This is a genomic window from Chryseobacterium sp. KMC2 (assembly GCF_016756935.1).
Taxonomy (GTDB): Bacteria; Bacteroidota; Bacteroidia; order Flavobacteriales; family Weeksellaceae; genus Chryseobacterium; species Chryseobacterium rhizosphaerae.
This window is the reverse complement of the sequence record NZ_JAESIT010000032.1, coordinates 12,512-33,157: the sequence shown is the minus strand read 5'-3', so window position 1 is coordinate 33,157 and position 20,646 is coordinate 12,512. Positions and strand designations below refer to the sequence as shown.

Genomic DNA, 20,646 nt, shown 5'->3' with positions numbered 1-20,646 from the left:
GCTAAAGTCCTTAATCCGTAATTCATTTTTGCGAAAAGCAGAATACCATCCAAGCAACCGGAAAAACCGGTTGTTTTAAACTTAATAAAAAATTATAACTATGGCATTACCTACCGAAAAAGCAGGATCAACAGTCAACGAACAAATCACAGACGCAGTAACACAATCAAACGTAAAAGTAGTAGGAGAATCTCCCGCAATGGCACTGAGCAACGTGTACCAAACAGCGGCACATTCTACAGGAATCATGTTTGAAAATGCAGTGAATTCACAAAACCAACAAAATATAGTTACGCAGGCTGCCACTACCCAAGGTATCTCACAACTATACAGCCTGGATACTATTGCAGATGCGGTTTCTATGGCTAAAATCCTTAATCCGTAATTTTTTTTTTGCGAAAAGCAGAATATTATAATCCAAACAACCGGAAAATCCGGTTGTTTTTAAACCTCATAAAAAATTATAACTATGGCATTACCTACCGAAAAAGCTGGAACAACAGTCAACGAACAAATCACAGATGCAGTAACGCAATCGAACGTAAAAGTAGTAGGAGAATCTCCTGCAATGGCATTGAGCAACGTATATCAATCTGCTGCACATTCTACAGGAATTATGTTTGAAAACGCAGTAAATGCACAGAACCAACAAAATATTCTAGGTCAGGCAGCGACTACTCAGGGAATTCTGCAGATCTACAGTCTGGATACCGTAGCCGATGCAGTTTCTATGGCTAAAGTATTAAATCCTTAATTATAGTGTGTTTTTTAGATTTCTTGTTATCAGGGAGTACATCAATGTGCTCCCTGATTCTTTATGATTATTTATCTAGCAAAACAATTTCATTCGCATCAATAATACTGTTTTGTACCGCGTAAATGACCAATCCAGCCATATTCTTCACTCCTGTTTTAATCATAAGATTGGTTTTGTGGGTTTCTACAGTTTTAGGGGAAATAAACAGGGAATCTGCAATTTCTTTCGTACTCATTTGTTGGCAAACCAATCGTAAAACCTCCACTTCTCTCTCTGTAAGTTCATTTTTAGAAAAAGAATGAAATTCAGGAAGCTTGTTGGAAAGCTGCCCTCTCATTGCATCAATCTGTTCACTGGAAAAATAATGCCCGGTATGGTAAACCGTGTTGAGGACAGTCAATAGCTCCTCCAGCTCAATTTCTTTAGATAAAAACGCATGAGCCCCCATTTTTAGCATTTGTCCCATAAAAGAACGGCGATAAAAACTGGATAGCACTACGATTTTAGTTTGTATTTCTCTTTGGGCCAAGGCAGACATCACATCAAGACCATCACCATTTGCCATTCTCAAATCTAAAATCAGAATATCCAAAGAGCCACAATCTTCTTCGGCGAGAAAATGATACCCACTTTTTGCTGTAACGACTACCTGATAGATGCCGCTATTCTCGATATAATTTTTCAAAAGCTGTACAAACAGCAGGTCATCATCTACAATGCCTATTTTAATTCTTGAATGTTCCATGTATATTGTTTTATTGTATTGCCATACAGGCGATAAATTTTGTTCCTTTCTCAGGTTTTGTTTTAAGTTTATAGATTGCTTTGATTTTTTGTGCTCTTGAATGAACATTTCTTAATCCTATCCCACCCGAATGATTCCCTATAATAAAGCCACGACCATTATCTTCTATGGTTAACATCAGATAATTCAGCGATATTCTTAGGGATACATCCACTCTGGTAGCTTCAGCATGTTTAAGAATATTGGTGATTAATTCTTGTATGATTCTGAAGATATTTAATTTTACAGGATTGCTGATTGCTATTTCTATTGTAAGATGATGAAAAATAACTTCTATATTTTTATTAATCGGTACGAGATAATCCGCAATTAAATCTGCAAGATCAATTTCATTGAGATCAGGAGGAGTCAGATTATGGGATAATTCCCGAATCAGCTGCATTGATCTTTTTAAATCAACATTGAGCTCTTCCGGCTTTTTCTCATTGATAGTCAAACGAATAATATTCAGCTGCGAGATGATATTATCATGAAGTTCTTCTGCCAAACGTTCCCTATCCTGTTCCTGTAAGCTCAGCATATGCTCCCCGTATTCCTTTTTCACATCCCTGAACATCGTCGAGACTTTCTGCTTGTTTTTTTTGATACTTTTTAAATAATTAATAACCAATAATGTGATGAATAATGTTGTTAAAAAAAATAGCCCAATACCGATCCATATCCATACAACTACCTGATTCTGATTTTCCCAACAGCACATCCCAGATTAATAAAAGCAATATAAAAAGACAATAACAAAACGCCTCTAAGAAGCCAGATGGGCCCTACCCAGCTCAGATGGTTGCTGATTAAAAAATTAAAAGTAGTAGAGATCACACATTCAACGGAAAAGAACAGAAAAACAACGATGTTTACAATAAACATACTTTTTTCAACTCTTCCTACTCTGATGATCTTCATGAAATAAGAAGCTGCATAACTGCAAATAATAATACTACTGATGATATTAGAATAGAAAGTGACCGATGTAGCGTTTTGTATATACAACATATTACCAATCAGCAAAAACCCTGCATAACAATAGATTATCCATCTGATTTTGCGGGAAAGCTGAATATAATAATTGCTATAAATTACCGTAAGGGCTACCAGTCCAAAAAACTGGCTGAGTGCATAATTATAGGTATTAAGCGTGTTTAATTTCATCAACCGGTCAATTAAGTCGGCCATCTCCAACGTCAGCTCTCCTGAAAGAAGTACAATCACAGGAAACTTTGTTCTTATCCCTTCTTTTACCAATACAATCAACCCTGTCAGTAAAACGAGATTAATCATAATTTGCAAGTACAGGGAAAGGCTGTTATACGAAAACACTGGTGCTTTGCTTCAAAAGTTGATAATCACTGAGACTATCAATCGTAAATGGAGGTCGTGGAGTGGAATAGTTTTCTGCAGTTTCACTGATATGGTTAATCGCTAAACTTTTCACCGTAATCATTTCGATATGATAAGGGAAATTACTTTCTTTTTTTTCTAAGTTATTCGTGAGCCCAAAGAAGCAGATACATGTCTGAGCATCCAGAATCCCCATTCTTTCATAATCCGAAAACGGAATAGAGATCAGTTGAAAAAAATCTTCTGTTTTCTGAGCCTGAAGCCAGGAAGTAGCAAACATATTCCATCTGAAACTTCTATTTATGGCCGCTTCTGAAGTAATTGAAGGTGGATTTAATTCCATATCATTACTGCTTTCCATCTTCCCGTCAGCAAAATCACGGGAAAAGCTTTTAATAACTATAGCGCCAAAATTAGCCTCTTTATCACTTGTAGAATCAATCAGAAAAAACTTTAATTGTTCCTCATGAATACCTACATAAGCATGAATTCTTTGGTGTTCTCCTGTAAGGTTTTTTTTCCACCGTTCAATTTCTGCTCCTGAAACACTGAAATGGGTTCCCTGATTTAAATAATTCAAAATTTTGGTCCCATTCGTATCAATCCCGTTTTTGTAAGAATCAATAATATTTTTCCATTTTCTAATGGCTTCAAAGATGTTTTCAGTAGTCATGATAGCTATTTGTGAATGATAATTATTTTATGTGTTGAAATTTACAAAAAAAATGCACTCCTATTTATTTTTAAATCACTTTTGTGTGGAAAACATAATACAACGTAATTAAAATTAATATTCATCTATTTTTTTTTCAAAAAACATGAGAAGCAGTATGTATCTTTGTAATACAAAACGATCTCATTTAAAACCTCTTTACATCATGATTCCATTCCACGAGCTTTTATTCTTTATCCTGGCGGCACTTGTTCTTGTAATCAGCCCGGGACCCAATATGATTTATCTGATATCCAAATCAATAACGCAAGGAAAGAAGTCAGGGTTTATTTCATTGATCGGGGTAGTCTGTGGATTTCTGTTTCACATCGTTATGGTATCTTTTGGGTTGACCGCCGTATTATTTGCGGTGCCCATCGCTTATACAGTCCTTAAAACAGTAGGAATTATTTATCTTTTATACTTAGCTTATCAGGCCATTAAACCTAAGAGCAAAAACATTTTTGAAGTCGATGAAAGCGGATCTCATGACAGTCCTAAAAAGCTTTTCAGTATTGGCTTTTTAACCAGTATGCTCAATCCCAAAGTAGCTGTCTTTTACCTGTCCCTTTTTCCACAGTTTATCAAACCTGAATATGGATCAGTACTGATCCAGAGTTTGGAACTTGGAGTTATACAGGTTCTGGTAAGTTTTAGTGTTAACTTTTTAATCATATTAACCGCAGCAAGAGTGGCTTTATTCTTTGCCCACAACCCTGCCTGGATAAGAGTACAAAAGTGGTTCATGGCTAGTGTACTGACCTGCTTAGCTATAAAGATGGCATTCTCAAAGGCAAAATAAAAGATGAAGCATACCATTCCCACCTATGATTTAAGTGATATTTCGGAGCATCATTTTCTTATCAAAAGACTGGATGAAAATTATCACCATTCAAGAGATACTATTTTGGATAAAGGGATACACCGTGACAGCCATTATATTTTCACTTGTATGGAAAGTGGCCACGTAAAAATGATGGTTGATTTTAAAATCATTGAATCTCAAGGCAGCTCTATTTTCTGTGTATTGCCTAATCAGGTGCATCAGGGGCTTTTGATGAAAGATGTGAGCGGTTGGTTTGTAGCGGTAAAGGCAGATTGGCTTCCGGATACCGTACGTGCTGTTTTTGAGGAATCCCTGGACGAAGTGAAGCCTATTACTATCGATAAAAATTGGATGGAAAAGATCAATACATCTGCCAGTATGCTCCAGGCTTCCTTCACTGAGGAAACATTCGCATCCAAAGAAGGGCTTTTGGTTGTTCACTCTTTATTGAATGCTTTTGTCGGGATGTTTGCTTTTATATATTCCCGCGAAACCACCTCTGAAATATCTGATGAAAACCGTTCTTTGCAGCTGGCAAGAGCTTTCAGAATCAGGATAAGAGAAAATTTTAAAACCACGAAAAGTCCATCAGAATATGCTGAACTTCTCAATATTTCAAGAGGATATCTCACCGAAGTAATCCGGGAGGTAACCGGAAAACCCGCACAATACTGGATCCATCAGGAAATTATCATAGAAGCAAAAAGATTATTAGCCTTTACCCATCTTACAGTAAAGGAAATTGCCTATGAATTGGGATATAGTGATCACACTTATTTTAGCCGTTTATTTTCAAAACTGGTGGGCCAGCCTCCCTCAGCATTTCGGGATAAAAATAAAACAGGAAAGTAACCCACGAATAATCCAACCAATTCCCTGAAACAGCTATCGCTATATTTTAATTTTACAGCTTCCTTTGTCATAAAAAATTATTTATGCCAAGCCTACCAAAATGGATCAATGATACTGTGGAAAATGTATGGTCTTCAAAGTTTAAAGACTGTAATGTTATCGATAAGAAGAAAATTACTGATGAGCTTTACTGTATACGTTTTGCCACAGACTTGCAGGATATTCATTATGAACCTGCCTATGCCATAGGAATAAGAGTCAACGATAGGGATTTCCGTAATTATTCTCCTTTTAATTTCAACAGAGAAGCAGGTACATTTGACATTCTCTTTCATATTCACGATACCGCAGCAGCAGGAAGTAATTTCGTAACCCACTTGTCAGCAGGAGATTCTATAAAAATCTTAATACCCAGAGGAAAACGTTTTTTTGATCCCGATGCCATGATGCATTTCTCAATAGGTGATGAAACATCCCTGGGAAGCTCTCTTGCCATTAAAGAAGCAGCTGAAGAATCTAATCTCTTATTTGGCTGTCTCCATGAGGTGGAAGATTCTTCGGCTCTGGAAACCCTGAGTTTATACGGATACCATGCTCCAAAGAATAACATCATGGTTATTATTGAATCTCTAACTGATTTTTTAAGGGAAGAAAAACAAGCTATATACAATGATGATGTGATTTTCTATGTAACGGGAAACGGAAATACAATGACACTGATCAGAAAATTCCTAAAGGCAAAAGGAGTATCCTCCAGATGCATCAGGTCACAAGCCTATTGGATAGAAGGAAAGAAAGGATTGTAAGTGATACTCACAATTTTATCTGACAATTATTAGCGATTTAATTGTCAGATAAAATTAAAGATCAGGGGGACCTCATTTTATTTCATCTTTTTTCCCAATTCTTTTGCCTTTTTCAGCCAATGTTTCCGCTGTTCTTCCTTAGAATTCCTGATTACTCCAATATAAGTTACCTTCACAGGTTTTACACCGCAAAATTCCAACGTAGATCTTTTAAGCTGATTAACACTGGGTCTGCCGAAAAAAAGACGGTAATACCAACCCGGCTGATCTAAAGTGGTAATAATATGTCCTGTTTTCCCTTTCAGAAACCGATCCCACCATACAGAGTTTTCCCTGTATTTAAAAGCCATTCCCGGCAAGAAAAGCCGGTCTAAAAAACCTTTTGTGATGGCGGGCAGGCCACCCCACCAAACAGGATGTATCCAAACCAGGTGATCAGCCCATTGAATGATTTCCCAGGCATTAAGCAAATCCGGTTCCAGTTCCATCCTTTTTTGATACCCGAATTGCAGATTAGGATTAAAATCGAGATAGGCAATGGTAATTTCCTTTACTTCTGCCCCCGATTCCTTTGCTCCGTTTCTGTATGCTTCAGCAATTCCAAAATTGAACGAATCTTTATTTGGATGTCCGTTGATAATGGCTATTTTTTTCATTGCGTTACCTTGATATTAATGGTTTCATATGCATTAAGCTGGGCTAATAATGATAAGGGTTCATGCAGCTGGTGTCCAAAATAAACATTATTTCCATGAAGGTTTCTCAACAGCTCTTCCGTATGCAGCACTGCTGATAAAGCGGTTAATTCTGCCTGTCCTTTTGTACTCTGTAAACTTAATTTCCTGCAAATCCCTTTATCTTTTACAACAATTTCAAATACTGACTGATCTCCTTTTCCACTGGATCCGAAGATCATCTTTCTTTCTTTTAAAGATAAAATACTGAAAATTCTAAGGTACTGAAAAGAGCCAAGCAACCACGTAATAAATTTTGAATTGTAAGTCATTTTTACACTAACATCAGGAACTCTTTCTACCCGGTTTAAAATATAAAGATCCGGAACATCAAAATTATAAGCCCTCCTCTTCCCTATGCCAAAGGAAAAATCAAAAACTTCAGTATTTAAAAAATGCCGGATAGAAACAGGTTGATCATTTTTATATTCACTGAAAGGAACAGCCACATTTTCTGCCATAAAATGAGCAGAGCTTTCTCCAGCCAGATCCTTTACAGAATAATATACAAAAAGCTTAATCTCCCGGATATCTACCCTATCTGAAAGCGTATTTGCCAACCCCGGAACAATTCCTCCCATCCATCCTGAGCTGAATACAATTCTGCTGCTGACTTTTCGGTTCTTTGCCAGATCGTAGGCTTTTACCAGATCAGGAGTTGGCTTGGTGATATCCAGATAATCGATCTTATTGTCAATAGCAAAGCGGAGAACATGATCCGTTTTATCATTGACTGAAAGAATGATCAGGTTGATTTTTTTCTCTAAAATTATACTAAAAGAACCCGGATCTGTGACGTCAATCTTTAGGTCTTTATCAGTTTTCCCTCCTTTTCGTCCCCCAATAAAAATATTGAACTGAGGATTTCTTTTTTTTAAAATACGGGCAATCGTTTTACCCACTAATCCGGTTCCACCAATAATCAGAATATTATGCTTCATCTATTTTTTTTACAAAATTATAGAGCTTCCGGACCAATGAACAGGACAAATGTCTAAAAAGAAATTTCCTTTCGGATACGGCTTAAATGGCGTTGGGTAATCCCAAGATAAGAAGCCAGGAACTGTAGCGGAATATTCTGGATATAATCCGGTTGGTTTTTAAGTAAATCGGCATACCTCTGGGCAGCATTGTTACGCTGAAGCTGAAAGAATCTTTTTTCAAGTTCCATATATTCCTGCTCGGCTATTGCTTTTAAAAATAAGGTCCAATTGGGATTATTCCGAACCAGCTCTTCTATTTTATCTTTTTTCAAAATAAGCAGATCAGCATTGGAGATAGCCTGCATGGTTTCCATACTTGGAGCCCCTGAAATAAATGATGAATAGGAAGCCATCAGATTATTGGGAAATCTGAAACAGTACGTAGTATCTTTCCCATCATCGGAAATATAATACGAACGGAAAATTCCGGATTCTATGAATGCAATCTCTTTACATGGATCACCTTCCTGCACAAAGTAGTCATTTTTACTGAGGCTCCGGGGTTCAAAAAGATGTAAAAACTCCTCAATTTCACTTTCTGAAAATAGGGAAAACATTCGAAAATAATCCTGTATCATAGTTTTTAAAAAATAGTATCCTTCCTACTTGAATACAGCGAAAATAAATAAAAACAGCATGAAAATAAAATTACGGACTATAAAGTATAACGAAAAGCAAAAATGATCTCATGAGGAATTGTATCCTATCCTTTTACAAAAAACGTAAAACCACCCCGAATGGAATGGTTTTACTACCGTTTTAAAACTGATTGAGTTATGTATATGAAGATATGATGTTTGTGTTGATGCAAATATAGGCAGCTCTCAATTCCCCTGTGTCAGGGGAATCCCTAAAGTTTTCTCCGTAAAAATACGGTTGTATAAAAAGAAAAAGCCCTGTAACAAGACGTACAGGACTTCAAATGTATCTAACAATTATTCTGTTAAAGTTCAATGCTGTGCCAAAAGCTATATTCCTTAATCAGCACAAACATCTTATTAAAGAGGGCTTACCAACTGTAAGAACCATTCTTTAACCTCTCCTTCTAAATAAGGAGCAATTTTTTCTTCACATGTTTTATGATACCCATTTAACCAGGCGATTTCATTTTCTAAAAGAATTTCTTTCACTATGGTATCTTTAAAGAACGGGCAGAATGTCAGTGTTTCAAATTCGTAGAAAGTTCCGTTAATTGTTGTTTCCGCTTCTTTCACGGCAATCAGATTTTCATGACGGATTCCATATTCTCCTTCAAGGTAATATCCAGGTTCATTGGAGCATACCATTCCCGGAAGAAGGTCCTGTGGATTCAGATCTTTTCTGATGCTTTGCGGGCCTTCGTGAACATTCATAAAACTTCCCACACCGTGACCTGTTCCGTGATTGTAGTCTTTGCCATCCATCCATAACGGAAGTCTTGCAATGGCATCAAGTTGTACTCCTTTAGTTCCTTTCGGGAATTTCACCATAGATAAACGGATCAGTCCCTGTAATACTAATGTTGAGTTTCTCTTGAAATCTTCGGAAACAGCTCCCAAAGCAAAAGTTCTTGTAATATCTGTAGTGCCTTCAAGATACTGTCCTCCTGAATCTACCAGGATACTTGCATCATTAGTCACGTCTTTGCTTCCTTCCTTCTTTGCCGAATAATGAATGACAGCACCATTACCTTTATACCCTATGATGGAACCGAAACTTTCTCCCACAAAATTCTCACCTTCTGCACGGAAGCCTCTCAGTTTTTCACCGATAGAATATTCGTTCATGGTTTCTTTTCCGGCATTATGAGTTAGCCAGTAAAGGAATTTTACCATCGCTACCCCATCTCTCGCCATTACTTTTCTGAAACCTTCCAGCTCAGTTTCATTTTTTTGAGCCTTCATCAGATTTCCGGGAACCGGAGCTTTGATAAACTGATTATCTGTTTTTAATGTTTCAAAAATCTGTTGGTTGGTGTTCGGAGAAACCAGTACTTTTTCATTTTTGAAGGCTTTCAGATAATTATAGAATTCTTCGTAAGGCATCATTTTCACGAAAGAATCATCCATTTGTTTTCTGGCTCCCACTTCCATTTTATCCAGGTCTGTGAATAAAACAGCATCATTTTTAGTGATCACAATATATCCTAAAAATACAGGGTTACTCTGTACATCGCTCCCTCTAAGGTTTGAAGTCCATGCTACATCATCTAAACTTGAGATGATGTGAACAGTAGCATCCTGATCCTCCATTTTCTGACGGATAGCAGAAAGTTTATCTGCTACAGATTGACCGGCTCTTTCTACCGGGTGTACAAAGATTGGATTTTTTGAAGGTGTACCTCTTTCTTTCCAAACTTCTTTTAAAAGAGGAATATCAGCCAGTACAATATTTTTTAAATTAAATTTTTGAGAAAGCAGTTCCCAGTTAGCATGAGAAGCTGCTAAAGCATTAACGGCCACTTTACCTCCTGCAGGAATTTCCGAAATAATCCAATCGATATAATTGGGAGTTCCTTCTATTCCATCTTTGAAAAGGTCAATTCCTGAACCTTCCAGCTCATCAACCGCTTGTGTAAAGTATCTTCCGTCTGTCCAAAGCCCTGCTTTATCTTTGGTTACTACCACAAAACCGGCAGAACCCAGAAATCCTGATAACCAGGCTCTCTCCTGCCATTCTTCAGGAAGATATTCACTCATATGGGGATCTGCAGAATATACTATAAATGCATCAACATTATTTTTCTGCATTTCTTCACGAAGCGCAGCAACTTTTTCCTTTGAAGTCATTCTTTTCATTTTTAAACACCGAAAGTTACGAAAAAATTGAACCCGAAGGATCAATTCCACCGTCTATTTTCCGTAATAATCTGTTATTATTCCTTAATTTCCCAGGAAACAGTCACTATATATTGAATCTTATAATATATGGTAAGTCTTTTTAATGAATTAAGTATTCTGAAGAAGTTTCTCAATATATTGAGCACTAATAAACCCACTCCTACATCCGGAATGGGTAATTTATAATTGAAAATATTTAATTTACTGATTCTTAAAAAAGGGATAGCGTTTAGTTGTCTTCAAACTCATTATCTTTAAGCAGCTCAGCCAGCACTTTCTTGGCACGCATCACTCTCACTTTGGTATTGGCAACAGAAATCCCCAGTTCTTCGGCAATTTCTTTGATGCTTTTCTCTTCAAAAAATCTAAGTTTGATAATATCCTGATAGTTGGCATCCAAAGATTCAATGGTTTTAATGATCTTTTTCTGCTCTTCATTGGAAATCATCAGTTCTTCAGGAGATTTTGCATATTGATTTTTAACCTCATCAAGATTTTCAACGGCATCCTCATTTTCACGGCTTCTCTTTCTCCAGAAGTCAATGACCGTATTCTGAGCTATGGTAAGGACCCAGGTTTTAAACTGAAAATGGGGATCAAACATATCCAGCTTTGAGAGTACTTTGGAAAAGACGTTCACAGTGATTTCGTCGGCATCATTTTCATCCCTTACTTTTTTCATCACAAAAGAGAAAACATCTACCCAAAAAACATTAATGAGTTTAGTCTGAGCCTTTTGGTCCTTGTCCTTGGCTTTTTGAATGAGCAGAAATAGCTGTTCGTCGTTCATTACTAACAAATATAGCATATTTGAATGAAAATTCAAAGACTGAAGAAAACTGAATTGGCAAATATATCAATCAGCAAATTTCCCCTTTTACCCCCTTGATACTTCTGAATTTACTATCTTTGCCCCGTAAAATTTTTAAAGAAAAAATCAATGAATTCCTTTATAGAAGAACTTAAATGGCGTGGTCTGTATGCCGATATGATGCCCGGAACCGATGAACAACTGAATAAAGAGGTAACTACTGCATATATTGGTTTTGATCCGACAGCCGATTCTTTACATATCGGAAGTCTTATCCAGATAAAAATTCTTGCTCACTTCCAACAGCACGGGCACAAGCCTATTGCTCTTGTAGGAGGAGCTACAGGTATGATTGGAGATCCATCCGGAAAATCTGCGGAAAGAAATCTTTTGGATGAAGAAACGCTTTTACATTATGTTGACTGTTTAAAGAATCAGCTGTCAAGGTTTTTAAATTTTGATGGAAACGAGCCTAATAAAGCAGAATTGGTCAACAATTATGACTGGATGAAGAATATTTCTTTCCTTGATTTTGCAAAAAATATCGGAAAGAATATCACGGTCAACTATATGATGGCTAAAGATTCTGTAAAGAAAAGGTTTTCAGGGGAAGCAGGTGCAGACGGAATGAGCTTTACGGAGTTTACTTATCAGCTGATTCAGGGATATGATTTCCTTCACCTGTATCAAAACAATAATGTAAAACTTCAGATGGGAGGTTCTGACCAGTGGGGAAACATCACTACAGGAACAGAACTGATCCGTAGAAAAGCTCAGGGAGAAGCATTTGCATTAACGGTTCCTTTGATCACAAAAGCTGACGGTTCCAAATTCGGGAAATCTGAAAGTGGAGAAAACTATTGGTTGGATAAAAAGAAAACTTCACCTTACAAATTCTACCAGTTCTGGTTGAATGCTACAGATGATGATGCTGAAAGATTCATTAAATTCTACACATTCTTAGGAAAAGAAGAGATTGAAGCGCTGATTGAAGAGCACAAAACAGCTCCCCATGAAAGAAAACTTCAGAAGAAACTGGCTGAAGAAGTTACTGTTTGGGTACACGGAAAAGAAGAGTATGAAAAGGCATTAAAAGCTTCGGAAATTCTTTTTGGACGTTCTACCGCTGAGGATCTTGTAAGCCTTGACGAAGAAATTTTCCTTGAAGTTTTTGACGGTGTTCCGCAAAAAGAAGTGGCCCAAGCAGATGTATTGGGAATTAACATCATTGATCTTCTTTCTGAAAAATCAGGGTTCTTAAAATCTAAGAGTGAGGCGCAGAGGGAGATGAAAGGAAATTCAATTTCTGTAAACAAACAAAAAGTAAATGATACTTTTGCAGCTAGCGAAAGCGACCTTATTGACGGGAAATTCCTGTTACTTCAAAAAGGTAAAAAAAGCTACTTTATTGTAAAAGTAATCTAATTCTGAATATATTATTAAAACGGCGCTGAGATTTTATCTCAGCGCCGTTTTTCGTTCGAAAATAATTTGATTTTAAAATGTGTAGCTTGCAGAAGCCGATAAATATTGACCGCTGGAAGTACCTTCTTTTTTTAATTCTCCGTCTACCCAGATTTGAACTTTTAACGTTGCAGAAGCGTCCGCCCCAATTGCATTTACGGCAACATTGGCATTATAAGCTCCTGCCTCTGAAGTCACTTCAGGACTTGTCCAGGTCGTTCCACTAAGGCTTGAAGCCGTTGTAGGATTACCGTCTATTCCATATACCGCCACATCAATGTCAGCTCCTGTAGAAGCAATCGCTTTAAAAACCACTTTATGACTTTTCCCGCTTCCCGGAGTATTGTCATCGTCATCATCTTTACTGCAAGATGAAACAAAACCGATGAACATAGTTGCTAATAATACAACAAACGTACCTCTCAACAGTTGACTCATTCTCATTTTTTTCATAATCTTTTTGTTTAAATTTTAGTTACTTTATTTAATATTCTATGATTAGTGATTTGATAACTGCAAAGCTATTAGAGTCTATAAACTTTATCAATCCTGAAAAATGAGTAATTTTTTCTACCTAGATTCAGGTATTTTTTTTGCTAAAATTTTTAATTAAATTGAGCATTTTTAAAAATATTATACAGAATTGATCCATCATGAAGAGATTACTTATCTTATTAAGCTTATTCCTGTCTTTCAGTTTACAGTCCCAGCAAATCATTCCTCTTCATGAGCAACCCTATTTAGACAGCCTGCAAAACATTACAACAACTAATACATCCAACATTCCAAAGGCCAATGCTTATTTTCTGCTGTCCAATTATTACAGAAATATCGATTCTCTTTTGAGCAGGAAGTACCTGGAAAATGGGAAAACATTCATCAAAAACAATCCTTTCCTTTCTGCAAAATATGATTTTTACAAAGCGCAATATTACCTGGACCGGAATAAAGCTAAGGCGGCTATCTTTTATGAGCAGGCCATTAAAGGATTATCAAAATTCAAGACTGAAGAGTCGGACCTCCTTCAGTCTTCAGCATGGTACAGCTATGGAGTGGCACAAAAGGATAAGGAAGGCTACCCTTTCTTGCTGAAGATTATCCTTGAAAAAAGTATTCCGTTGGCTAAAAAATATAAAAACAGCAGAAGTCTGGGATTTTTATATACACAACTTGCCGTTATTCTCATGTATAATGCTGAATTAAAAAAAGCTGAGAATTATAATACTAAAGCTTTAGAAATTCTTGAAAAGAACTATCCGAATTCTGCAGAGCTATTTTTCACCTATCTCAATTCTGCCAACAATTTCTGCTATCAGACCAACGGGGATGAAGCAAAAAAATGCTTGGATAAAGCTGAAAAGCTGATTGCCCCTTATCCGGAATCCTCAGTCAATGCATTTTATTATTACAGTAAAACCCTGTATTGTATTACCAAACAAAAGAATTCTGAAGCACTGCCTGTGATTGAAAAAGGAATTTTTTATGCAAAAAAGTTCAATCAGAATCTGCTGGCACAAATGTTTTATTTCAATAAATATGATATTCTAAGAAAATTAAAGAAATACCATGAGGCTAAAAATGTTCTGGAGGGTATTTTAACAGAAAAATCTCTTGCCCTTGATCTCAATAACCGAAAGACCATTTATAAGCAACTTTCTATACTCAGTGAAGAAATGGGAAATGCCCGGGAAGCATTGGTATGGGAACAAAGGTATTCCGGGCTTAGCGACAGTTTGAATACGGAAAATATAAAACTTGAGATCAATAAGATTGAATCAAAATTTAATGCTGCTGAAAAAGAAAGAAAAATAGCCACTTTAAATGCTGAAAAAAAACAAAAAGAATTAGAAGTCAATAAGAAAAATTCTTACTTATGGGGACTGAGCTTCATTCTGGTATTAGCCTTAAGCCTTTTACTTTTCTTTTTTATCATATTTAGAAAAAACAAAAAGATATCTGAGCAAAAGATCAACGACATCAAACAAAAGGAAGAATTATCACTTACCAAAGCTATTCTGGATGGTGAAGAAAGAGAAAGGGAGCGTATCGCGAGGGATCTTCATGATGGTTTGGGCGGGATGCTTGCCGGCGTTAAAATTAATTTTTCTACCTGGTCGTCCAGTCATTTAGATGCTGAAAAAGATCAGGAGTTTTACAGGATTTTAGGACAATTAGATAGCTCTGTGAGTGAACTCCGCCATGTGGCTAGAAACCTAATGCCCGAATCCTTACTTAATTTTGGTTTGGAAACCGCTTTGCAGGATCTTTGTGAGTTTTATATCAGAAAAGACCTCGAAATTGATTTCCAGGCTATTGACATTGAAAAAGATCTGCCCGTAACTATCCAGCTTAATATCTACCGCATTGTACAGGAGTTATTGGCGAATGCTATTAAACATGCTGAAGCCAGTAATATTTTACTTCAATGTTCTCAATCAGGGAAAAACTTTTTGATCACTATTGAAGATAACGGGAAGGGATTTGAAAAAGACATTGAGAAAACCAGTAAAAGTATGGGGCTTCGGAATTTGAAAAACAGGGTCAATTACCTGAGAGGAAAAATGGAGGTAAGTTCAGATACCCAGGGGACAACAGTTAACATAGAACTCAATATTGATGGAGAATAAAAAAATAAATATTGTCATTGTAGACGATCATCCTATCGTCATTGAAGGATTGAAAATGATGCTGAACAATCAATTACATTTTAGTGTTTCGGAAAGTTTCACCTCCGGTTCAGAAATCATGGGGTTTATCAGATCACACAAAGCGGATATTATCCTTCTGGATATTACACTGCCTGATGCCAATGGAACGGAGCTCTGCAGAGAAATAAAAAAAATATCCCCGGATACTTCAGTTATTATGTTTAGTAACCGTTCTGAGAGAAGTATCATTATGCAGTCTCTTCAAAACGGAGCCAGTGGTTATATTCTTAAAAACACCTCTATTGATGAATTGGTCGTTTGTATTCAGGGGGCCTACTCGGGAAATATTGTTTTCTGTAATGAAACCAGACAGATTATCAGTAAACCTTCCCTAAATGACCACCCAATACCAAGACTCACTAAAAGAGAGAAACAGATCCTGCAAATGGTAGCAGAGGGAAAAACAAGCATGATGATTGCTGATGAACTGTTTTTGAGTCCTCTTACTGTAGATACACACCGTAAAAATCTATTGCAAAAGTTTCAGGTAAAAAACTCTACTGAGCTCATCACTATTGCCGTACAGCAGAATATGATCTGAAAATAAAAAAACCGCTCTAAAAGCGGTTTTAATGATATATTAAATTTTTAAAACAATTCCTCCTCTACCACCCAAGGCTACTGATCCACCATCGAATTCCACGTTGACCCCAAAATGATCTTTGAAACCTTACCTGCAAAAAGTGAAATCAGGCCCAGCCATAAAAATCTTTCTTTCATTTATTAAATTGTTTATTATTTAGTTTATTAAAAAATTATAGTAAACTCATTGTGCATGTTGGGACTAGGGTAACAGTTGATAATTATAAAATTTATGAAAAAAAAATATTATTGACAAAGTGATTCTGTGTAATAGAGATTTATTAACCTGTAATTTCCATATATCCCCATGCACGATGAGTATTAATTGCTTTTTCTAATCTGTATGGTATGAGAAATGGTATTTTTATCGGTTTCCATATTGACAATATAGTTTCCTTCAGGATAGTTCTGCATATTGATCATATGCTTACCTCCTATCTGGATGATTTGATGCTGTAATTCTGCGAAAATCTGCTTCCCGGTCATGTCATATATTCTGATCGATTTAATTTTAGTGTTTGAAGGGATATTTATCCATAGTTTTCCGTCTTTTACTGGATTGGGATACATTATCGGCTTTTTTTCTACCTGAATATTTTCCGTAGCAAGGTTAGCATTGGTAGCATACTGAAAGTTTGAAGACTGGGGTGCCGATACCGGTGATATAAGGTTGACGATTGAAAAGACCGCAATTGTTTCTCTATTGTTTTTATACCATATATAATTGATCATTTCTGTTACTGAAGTTGTACCTGCACCGGATGATGTTACAGTACTTACTTTTTTCACTCTCAGCACATTGGTAAAAGTACCAGCAGGTGTTATAATGGTACCATACCCATCCGCTGTAAATACATCATTGGTGGTTGTTGTAATGGTATTATCCGTTACGGAAGAAGTATCTGTAAAAGACTGTCCATACGTAAGAGGAAATATAAGTTCAATCGGGGTATCCGTATAAGCATAGGTAAAATTCATTGTTTCATTACGAGCACCTAAATGTTCAAACTGAGAGTCTATAAGACGGAACATATTTTTATCAGGGAATTGAGTTCCGGTACTGGGATCAATTAATGCGATATACCGGTTTGCTGTGGGAAAAGCCGAACATTCAGCAATACCCGGACATACTCCCCAGACAAACGTAACCCCAATCGCTGTTCCTTGAATATTGGAAAAGTCCCAGGTTATATTCGCTCCTCCACTTCCTGGAGAATACGCTCCCGGCGCAAGCGAAACAGCTGTATTTGGGAAAGTTCCGGTAATTATATCTGCACTTGTAATGGTAGGTTGTGCCTTTATCTGTGTAGTAAAAAGTATACATAAGATAATAATGAGTAGATATTTTGTTTTCATACTTTAAATTTTTGCTTTATAATTTTAAGATTTTGTTTCATACAAGAATTTCGAGTACAAATGTTGCTTAACCAGAGCTAAAAAAAAACTGTAGGAATCAATTTTTTATAAAAAACAATAGAACTTTTTATAAAAAGTACGTCTTCAAACACAATATAAAACATTAAAAAACAAACAATTAAGCAAAAATCATATATTTCAAATTATCCTTCTGGGTGGGATGTGTTTTGAAAGCGTATTAATTTTTAATTTTACGCCACACACCAATGCATTCATAAAAATATCGCGATACCATAGTAAAAACAGCTATGATGAAACAAAATTTAAATAATGGTTGGGTTTCTGAATATCATAGCATTGGAATGCCGGAAAGAAATTGATGGTGCGTTGAAAAAATAGATCCATAGATAAAGGCAGATATGTTTTAAACCATCTACCGAACTTTTAGAATAATACTTAAAAAAAATAATATGAAAATACAATGTAAAAACAGCTTAAAAAAATTATCAAGAAAAGAACAATCAACAATCATTGCCGGGCAGCTTTCTCTTATTGGTGATGATGGACCTGGTGGTGGCGGTGGAACTAATAATGGCAACGGTTCGGGCACTGTAGATCATTGCTGGAAGATGACGATCAATGAATGCTGTTCTTCAAATATGTGCATCGATCAATGTGCACATCTATGTTCAACTTCCGTATAAGGCTATTTCAATCTGGATCAATTCTCCGCATTTAATTTCTCAATATACTGAAACGGGGTAACTCCCGTTTTTTCTTTAAACGTTCTTGCAAAAGAAATTCCACTTTTATAACCCACAAGATCAGCCAGCGCTTGGGTAGTGTAATTACGCAGTTTTCTATTTTCAGATAATTCCTTCAGAATATAATTGATTCTTAATTCGTTGGTATATTCACTGAAGGATTTCTTCATGTATTTATTGATCGTCTGTGAAAGGTAAGTGGTATTCGTGCCCAGTCTTTTGGCTGCATAGGCCTGGTTAAACTCATTTTTAAGATAGATCTTTTTGTCTTCCAGTTCAAGCAGTTTTTCCATGATCTCAGCTTCTTTTTCATTGCTGATTGTGAAGCTGCTTTTATTCTGATGATTGTTTAGGCTGCTGTTCTTCACCTGAAGTAATATTTCATCCAGTCTGATTTCTATTTTTTTCTTTTTCCGGATCTGAAGCAATAAATATCCTGTGATACAGCCTATCAATACAACCAGTATGATAATAAGAAACAAACGGTTCCTAAGTATAGAAGCACTTTTATTGATCTCTTCATTCAAATTTTTGGAATTGATTTCCTTATAAATATTGGCAATATTTTTCTTTTCCAATTCAGAATTCTTTTGGTACAGCTCAATGAATTTGTTATTAAAAAATTCTACAGAATCTGCTTTCCCTTCTTTTAAATAAATTTTGGATAAATAATCCTGGGCAAAAATATAGTCTATATTTACCTGTGAATCTTTCTCCATTGAATGGGACATTTCCAGAAAACTCTTCTTGGATTTCATATATTCATTCAACTCATAGTAATTCACTCCTAAATTATATTTAAGATTGAGAATTTCATCCTTAAGCTGCAGAGAAGTATAGAGATCCAGACTTTTCAGATAATATCCAGATGCTTTCTGGTAATTTTCCTGCTTGTTATTTAATGTCCCCAGCTTTAGATAAGTGCCTGCCAACAGCTTTTTATCTTTTGTAGAACGAAGCAGTTGATTAAAATTTTGCAGCGCACTGTCTGCATATTTTTTATTCTTATCCGGGTCAGAGATGTATTTATCAGAATACAGGTGACCTAAATTAGAAAACAGGTTGTTGTAAATAATCTCAAAATTTTCCTTTTCATATAAATACTTATTATTCTCCAGAAGCTCAAGCACTTGCCTGGTTTCCGAAATAGCATCATCTGTTTGCTTTATATTAAGCTTTACATAGGCAATATTTCCCTTGATCTTTATATGTTGCCGGATATCATTATTTTTTTGTGCAAAAAAATCAGCCCTTATAAATTTTTTTAATGCTTCATTAGGGGATTCATTGGCCATATCGGTGTTTCCGAGAATATTATATATGTGCGACAGATTCCCATAATTTTGCTCAATTTCAGGAATTTTCTTTAAATAGGTATTAATTTTTACCATATAACCCTGAGTTTCATTTTCCTTTCCGGTAATGGTCAGTAAGTATCTTTTTGCAGTATATGCAAATGCCAGATCAGCATTATTTTTTGAAGCAAAAATTTTATCTACGTACGTTAAAGCACTATCCGTTCCTATTTTCTGGTAGATAAAAAATTTATCTTTGTAAGCCTGTATATTTTGTTGGTTCTGTGGAAATACAGAAGAAAATGCAATTAAAAATATCAATATCGTTATTTTTTTCCACATCTATTTTTCTAACTAAAATTAATATTCTAAGATACTTAATTTTGTTCCTAGATTTTAAATAATAAAACAATTTAACAACATTATCTATCAACCTACTAAAGTCAACAATTCAAAATCTAAAAAGAAGTTACAACTGATTTTCACAAAAATCAAACGAAAATCTAGTACCTGTCAAATGATAAAAAAATAAAAAACCGCCTTAAAAAGCGGTTTTAATGATATATTATAATGTTTATTTACAATTCTAAGAAGCTGTAATCAATAGAAGCTACTAAAACACCTTTCCCTTTCTTCTTGCTGGTTTTTGCAATTTCACCATCTATCCAAAGGTTGATAGTCAATTCCGAATCAGTTTCGGGAAGTAATGCATTCGCATCCAGATTTAATTGTGCCTGGCTGGAATTCACAAAGAATTCTTCACTCTTCCATGAGGTTCCTACAGGATCAAAGATATCATTTTTAGTAGTACCCACCTGGGTTACAATAGTCTTAATAACTCCTCCGGTAGTTGTTTTCACTTCGAACTGAACTACATGATCCTGAAATTCATCATCGTCATCTTTTTTACAAGAACTTACAACGGTAATCACAGAAAATAATAAAACGAATAAAAAAGAAAGTCTAAGTAAACTTTTTGATTTGTAAAATTGCTTCATTCTTCAAATAGATTTTTTAATGTTTCAAATATAAGTTTT

General features: G+C 35.7%; 22 protein-coding genes. 9 read left to right on the top strand and 13 right to left on the bottom strand.

The window, feature by feature from the left end; genetic code table 11:
* Positions 1 to 100: 100 nt before the first annotated feature.
* Positions 101 to 385 carry a RebB family R body protein gene (locus tag JML65_RS22940; protein ID WP_202272416.1) on the top strand — a complete coding sequence of 95 codons (285 nt, stop codon included), beginning with the start codon at positions 101 to 103 and terminating at the stop codon, positions 383 to 385.
* Between the two features lie 84 nt (positions 386 to 469).
* A complete protein-coding gene (locus JML65_RS22935; RefSeq protein ID WP_047486890.1) occupies positions 470 to 754 on the top strand; it encodes a RebB family R body protein in 285 nt (94 codons plus the stop codon).
* 67 nt (positions 755 to 821) lie between these two features.
* Here the strand turns inward: JML65_RS22935 and JML65_RS22930 are convergent, their stop codons facing one another.
* From JML65_RS22930 to JML65_RS22915, 4 genes are read right to left on the bottom strand one after another with little or no spacing between them, the layout of a single operon-like run.
* Complete coding sequence (locus JML65_RS22930) at positions 822 to 1,502, bottom strand: response regulator transcription factor (protein ID WP_047486893.1); 681 nt, start codon at positions 1,500 to 1,502, stop codon at positions 822 to 824.
* Between the two features lie 10 nt (positions 1,503 to 1,512).
* A complete protein-coding gene (locus tag JML65_RS22925; RefSeq protein WP_084087886.1) occupies positions 1,513 to 2,262 on the bottom strand; it encodes a sensor histidine kinase in 750 nt (249 codons plus the stop codon).
* A complete protein-coding gene (locus JML65_RS22920; RefSeq protein ID WP_115918459.1) occupies positions 2,232 to 2,837 on the bottom strand; it encodes a hypothetical protein in 606 nt (201 codons plus the stop codon). The genes JML65_RS22925 and JML65_RS22920 overlap by 31 nt, the downstream gene beginning before the upstream one ends.
* A 25-nt stretch (positions 2,838 to 2,862) precedes the next feature.
* Positions 2,863 to 3,570: a hypothetical protein gene (locus tag JML65_RS22915; RefSeq protein ID WP_047486902.1), complete on the bottom strand. Its 708-nt coding sequence runs from the start codon at positions 3,568 to 3,570 to the stop codon at positions 2,863 to 2,865.
* Positions 3,571 to 3,775: 205 nt separating this feature from the next.
* On the opposite strand from JML65_RS22915, the gene JML65_RS22910 reads away from it, so the two are divergent.
* The 3 genes from JML65_RS22910 (at position 3,776) to JML65_RS22900 (ending at position 6,093) form a co-directional block, all read left to right on the top strand.
* Complete coding sequence (locus JML65_RS22910; RefSeq protein WP_047486905.1) at positions 3,776 to 4,411, top strand: LysE family translocator; 636 nt, start codon at positions 3,776 to 3,778, stop codon at positions 4,409 to 4,411.
* Positions 4,412 to 4,414: 3 nt separating this feature from the next.
* Positions 4,415 to 5,287, top strand: a complete 873-nt coding sequence (locus JML65_RS22905) for a helix-turn-helix domain-containing protein (RefSeq protein ID WP_202272412.1) — start codon at positions 4,415 to 4,417, stop codon at positions 5,285 to 5,287.
* Between the two features lie 83 nt (positions 5,288 to 5,370).
* On the top strand, positions 5,371 to 6,093 hold the full coding sequence (locus JML65_RS22900; protein ID WP_202272410.1) for a siderophore-interacting protein: 723 nt from the start codon (positions 5,371 to 5,373) through the stop codon (positions 6,091 to 6,093).
* A gap of 77 nt (positions 6,094 to 6,170) precedes the next feature.
* On the opposite strand, the gene JML65_RS22895 is transcribed toward JML65_RS22900, so the two are convergent.
* From JML65_RS22895 to JML65_RS22875, 5 genes are all read right to left on the bottom strand, one after another.
* Positions 6,171 to 6,749, bottom strand: a complete 579-nt coding sequence (locus JML65_RS22895; RefSeq protein ID WP_202272408.1) for an NAD(P)H-dependent oxidoreductase — start codon at positions 6,747 to 6,749, stop codon at positions 6,171 to 6,173.
* Positions 6,746 to 7,768: a saccharopine dehydrogenase gene (locus JML65_RS22890; RefSeq protein WP_202272406.1), complete on the bottom strand. Its 1,023-nt coding sequence runs from the start codon at positions 7,766 to 7,768 to the stop codon at positions 6,746 to 6,748. Before JML65_RS22890 ends, JML65_RS22895 begins: the two co-directional genes overlap by 4 nt.
* Before the next feature lie 53 nt (positions 7,769 to 7,821).
* The gene (locus JML65_RS22885; protein ID WP_202272404.1) at positions 7,822 to 8,388 is read right to left on the bottom strand and encodes a Crp/Fnr family transcriptional regulator; all 567 of its coding nucleotides are present in this window, start codon (positions 8,386 to 8,388) and stop codon (positions 7,822 to 7,824) included.
* Between the two features lie 420 nt (positions 8,389 to 8,808).
* Complete coding sequence (locus JML65_RS22880) at positions 8,809 to 10,578, bottom strand: aminopeptidase P family protein (protein WP_202272402.1); 1,770 nt, start codon at positions 10,576 to 10,578, stop codon at positions 8,809 to 8,811.
* Between the two features lie 280 nt (positions 10,579 to 10,858).
* Complete coding sequence (locus JML65_RS22875; RefSeq protein ID WP_047486924.1) at positions 10,859 to 11,419, bottom strand: RNA polymerase sigma factor; 561 nt, start codon at positions 11,417 to 11,419, stop codon at positions 10,859 to 10,861.
* Positions 11,420 to 11,569: 150 nt separating this feature from the next.
* Here JML65_RS22875 and tyrS point away from each other — a divergent pair, with 150 nt between their 5' ends.
* Positions 11,570 to 12,865, top strand: coding sequence for a tyrosine--tRNA ligase (gene tyrS / locus JML65_RS22870; RefSeq protein WP_202272400.1), 1,296 nt, complete (start codon positions 11,570 to 11,572; stop codon positions 12,863 to 12,865).
* A 72-nt stretch (positions 12,866 to 12,937) separates the two neighbouring features.
* On the opposite strand, the gene JML65_RS22865 is transcribed toward tyrS, so the two are convergent.
* The gene (locus JML65_RS22865) at positions 12,938 to 13,357 is read right to left on the bottom strand and encodes a hypothetical protein (protein WP_047486930.1); all 420 of its coding nucleotides are present in this window, start codon (positions 13,355 to 13,357) and stop codon (positions 12,938 to 12,940) included.
* 200 nt (positions 13,358 to 13,557) lie between these two features.
* On the opposite strand from JML65_RS22865, the gene JML65_RS22860 reads away from it, so the two are divergent.
* Together JML65_RS22860 and JML65_RS22855 are read left to right on the top strand one after the other, a co-directional pair.
* Positions 13,558 to 15,531: an ATP-binding protein gene (locus JML65_RS22860; RefSeq protein ID WP_202272398.1), complete on the top strand. Its 1,974-nt coding sequence runs from the start codon at positions 13,558 to 13,560 to the stop codon at positions 15,529 to 15,531.
* The gene (locus tag JML65_RS22855) at positions 15,521 to 16,153 is read left to right on the top strand and encodes a response regulator (RefSeq protein ID WP_084087876.1); all 633 of its coding nucleotides are present in this window, start codon (positions 15,521 to 15,523) and stop codon (positions 16,151 to 16,153) included. Before JML65_RS22860 ends, JML65_RS22855 begins: the two co-directional genes overlap by 11 nt.
* 362 nt (positions 16,154 to 16,515) lie before the next feature.
* Here the strand turns inward: JML65_RS22855 and JML65_RS22850 are convergent, their stop codons facing one another.
* A complete protein-coding gene (locus tag JML65_RS22850) occupies positions 16,516 to 17,550 on the bottom strand; it encodes a T9SS type A sorting domain-containing protein (protein ID WP_202272396.1) in 1,035 nt (344 codons plus the stop codon).
* A 470-nt stretch (positions 17,551 to 18,020) separates the two neighbouring features.
* Here JML65_RS22850 and JML65_RS22845 point away from each other — a divergent pair, with 470 nt between their 5' ends.
* A complete protein-coding gene (locus tag JML65_RS22845) occupies positions 18,021 to 18,254 on the top strand; it encodes a hypothetical protein (protein ID WP_047486943.1) in 234 nt (77 codons plus the stop codon).
* A 17-nt stretch (positions 18,255 to 18,271) separates the two neighbouring features.
* Here the strand turns inward: JML65_RS22845 and JML65_RS22840 are convergent, their stop codons facing one another.
* Positions 18,272 to 19,930 carry an AraC family transcriptional regulator gene (locus JML65_RS22840; RefSeq protein WP_202272394.1) on the bottom strand — a complete coding sequence of 553 codons (1,659 nt, stop codon included), beginning with the start codon at positions 19,928 to 19,930 and terminating at the stop codon, positions 18,272 to 18,274.
* A gap of 257 nt (positions 19,931 to 20,187) precedes the next feature.
* Positions 20,188 to 20,607, bottom strand: a complete 420-nt coding sequence (locus tag JML65_RS22835) for a hypothetical protein (protein WP_047486949.1) — start codon at positions 20,605 to 20,607, stop codon at positions 20,188 to 20,190.
* Positions 20,608 to 20,646 lie beyond the last annotated feature (39 nt).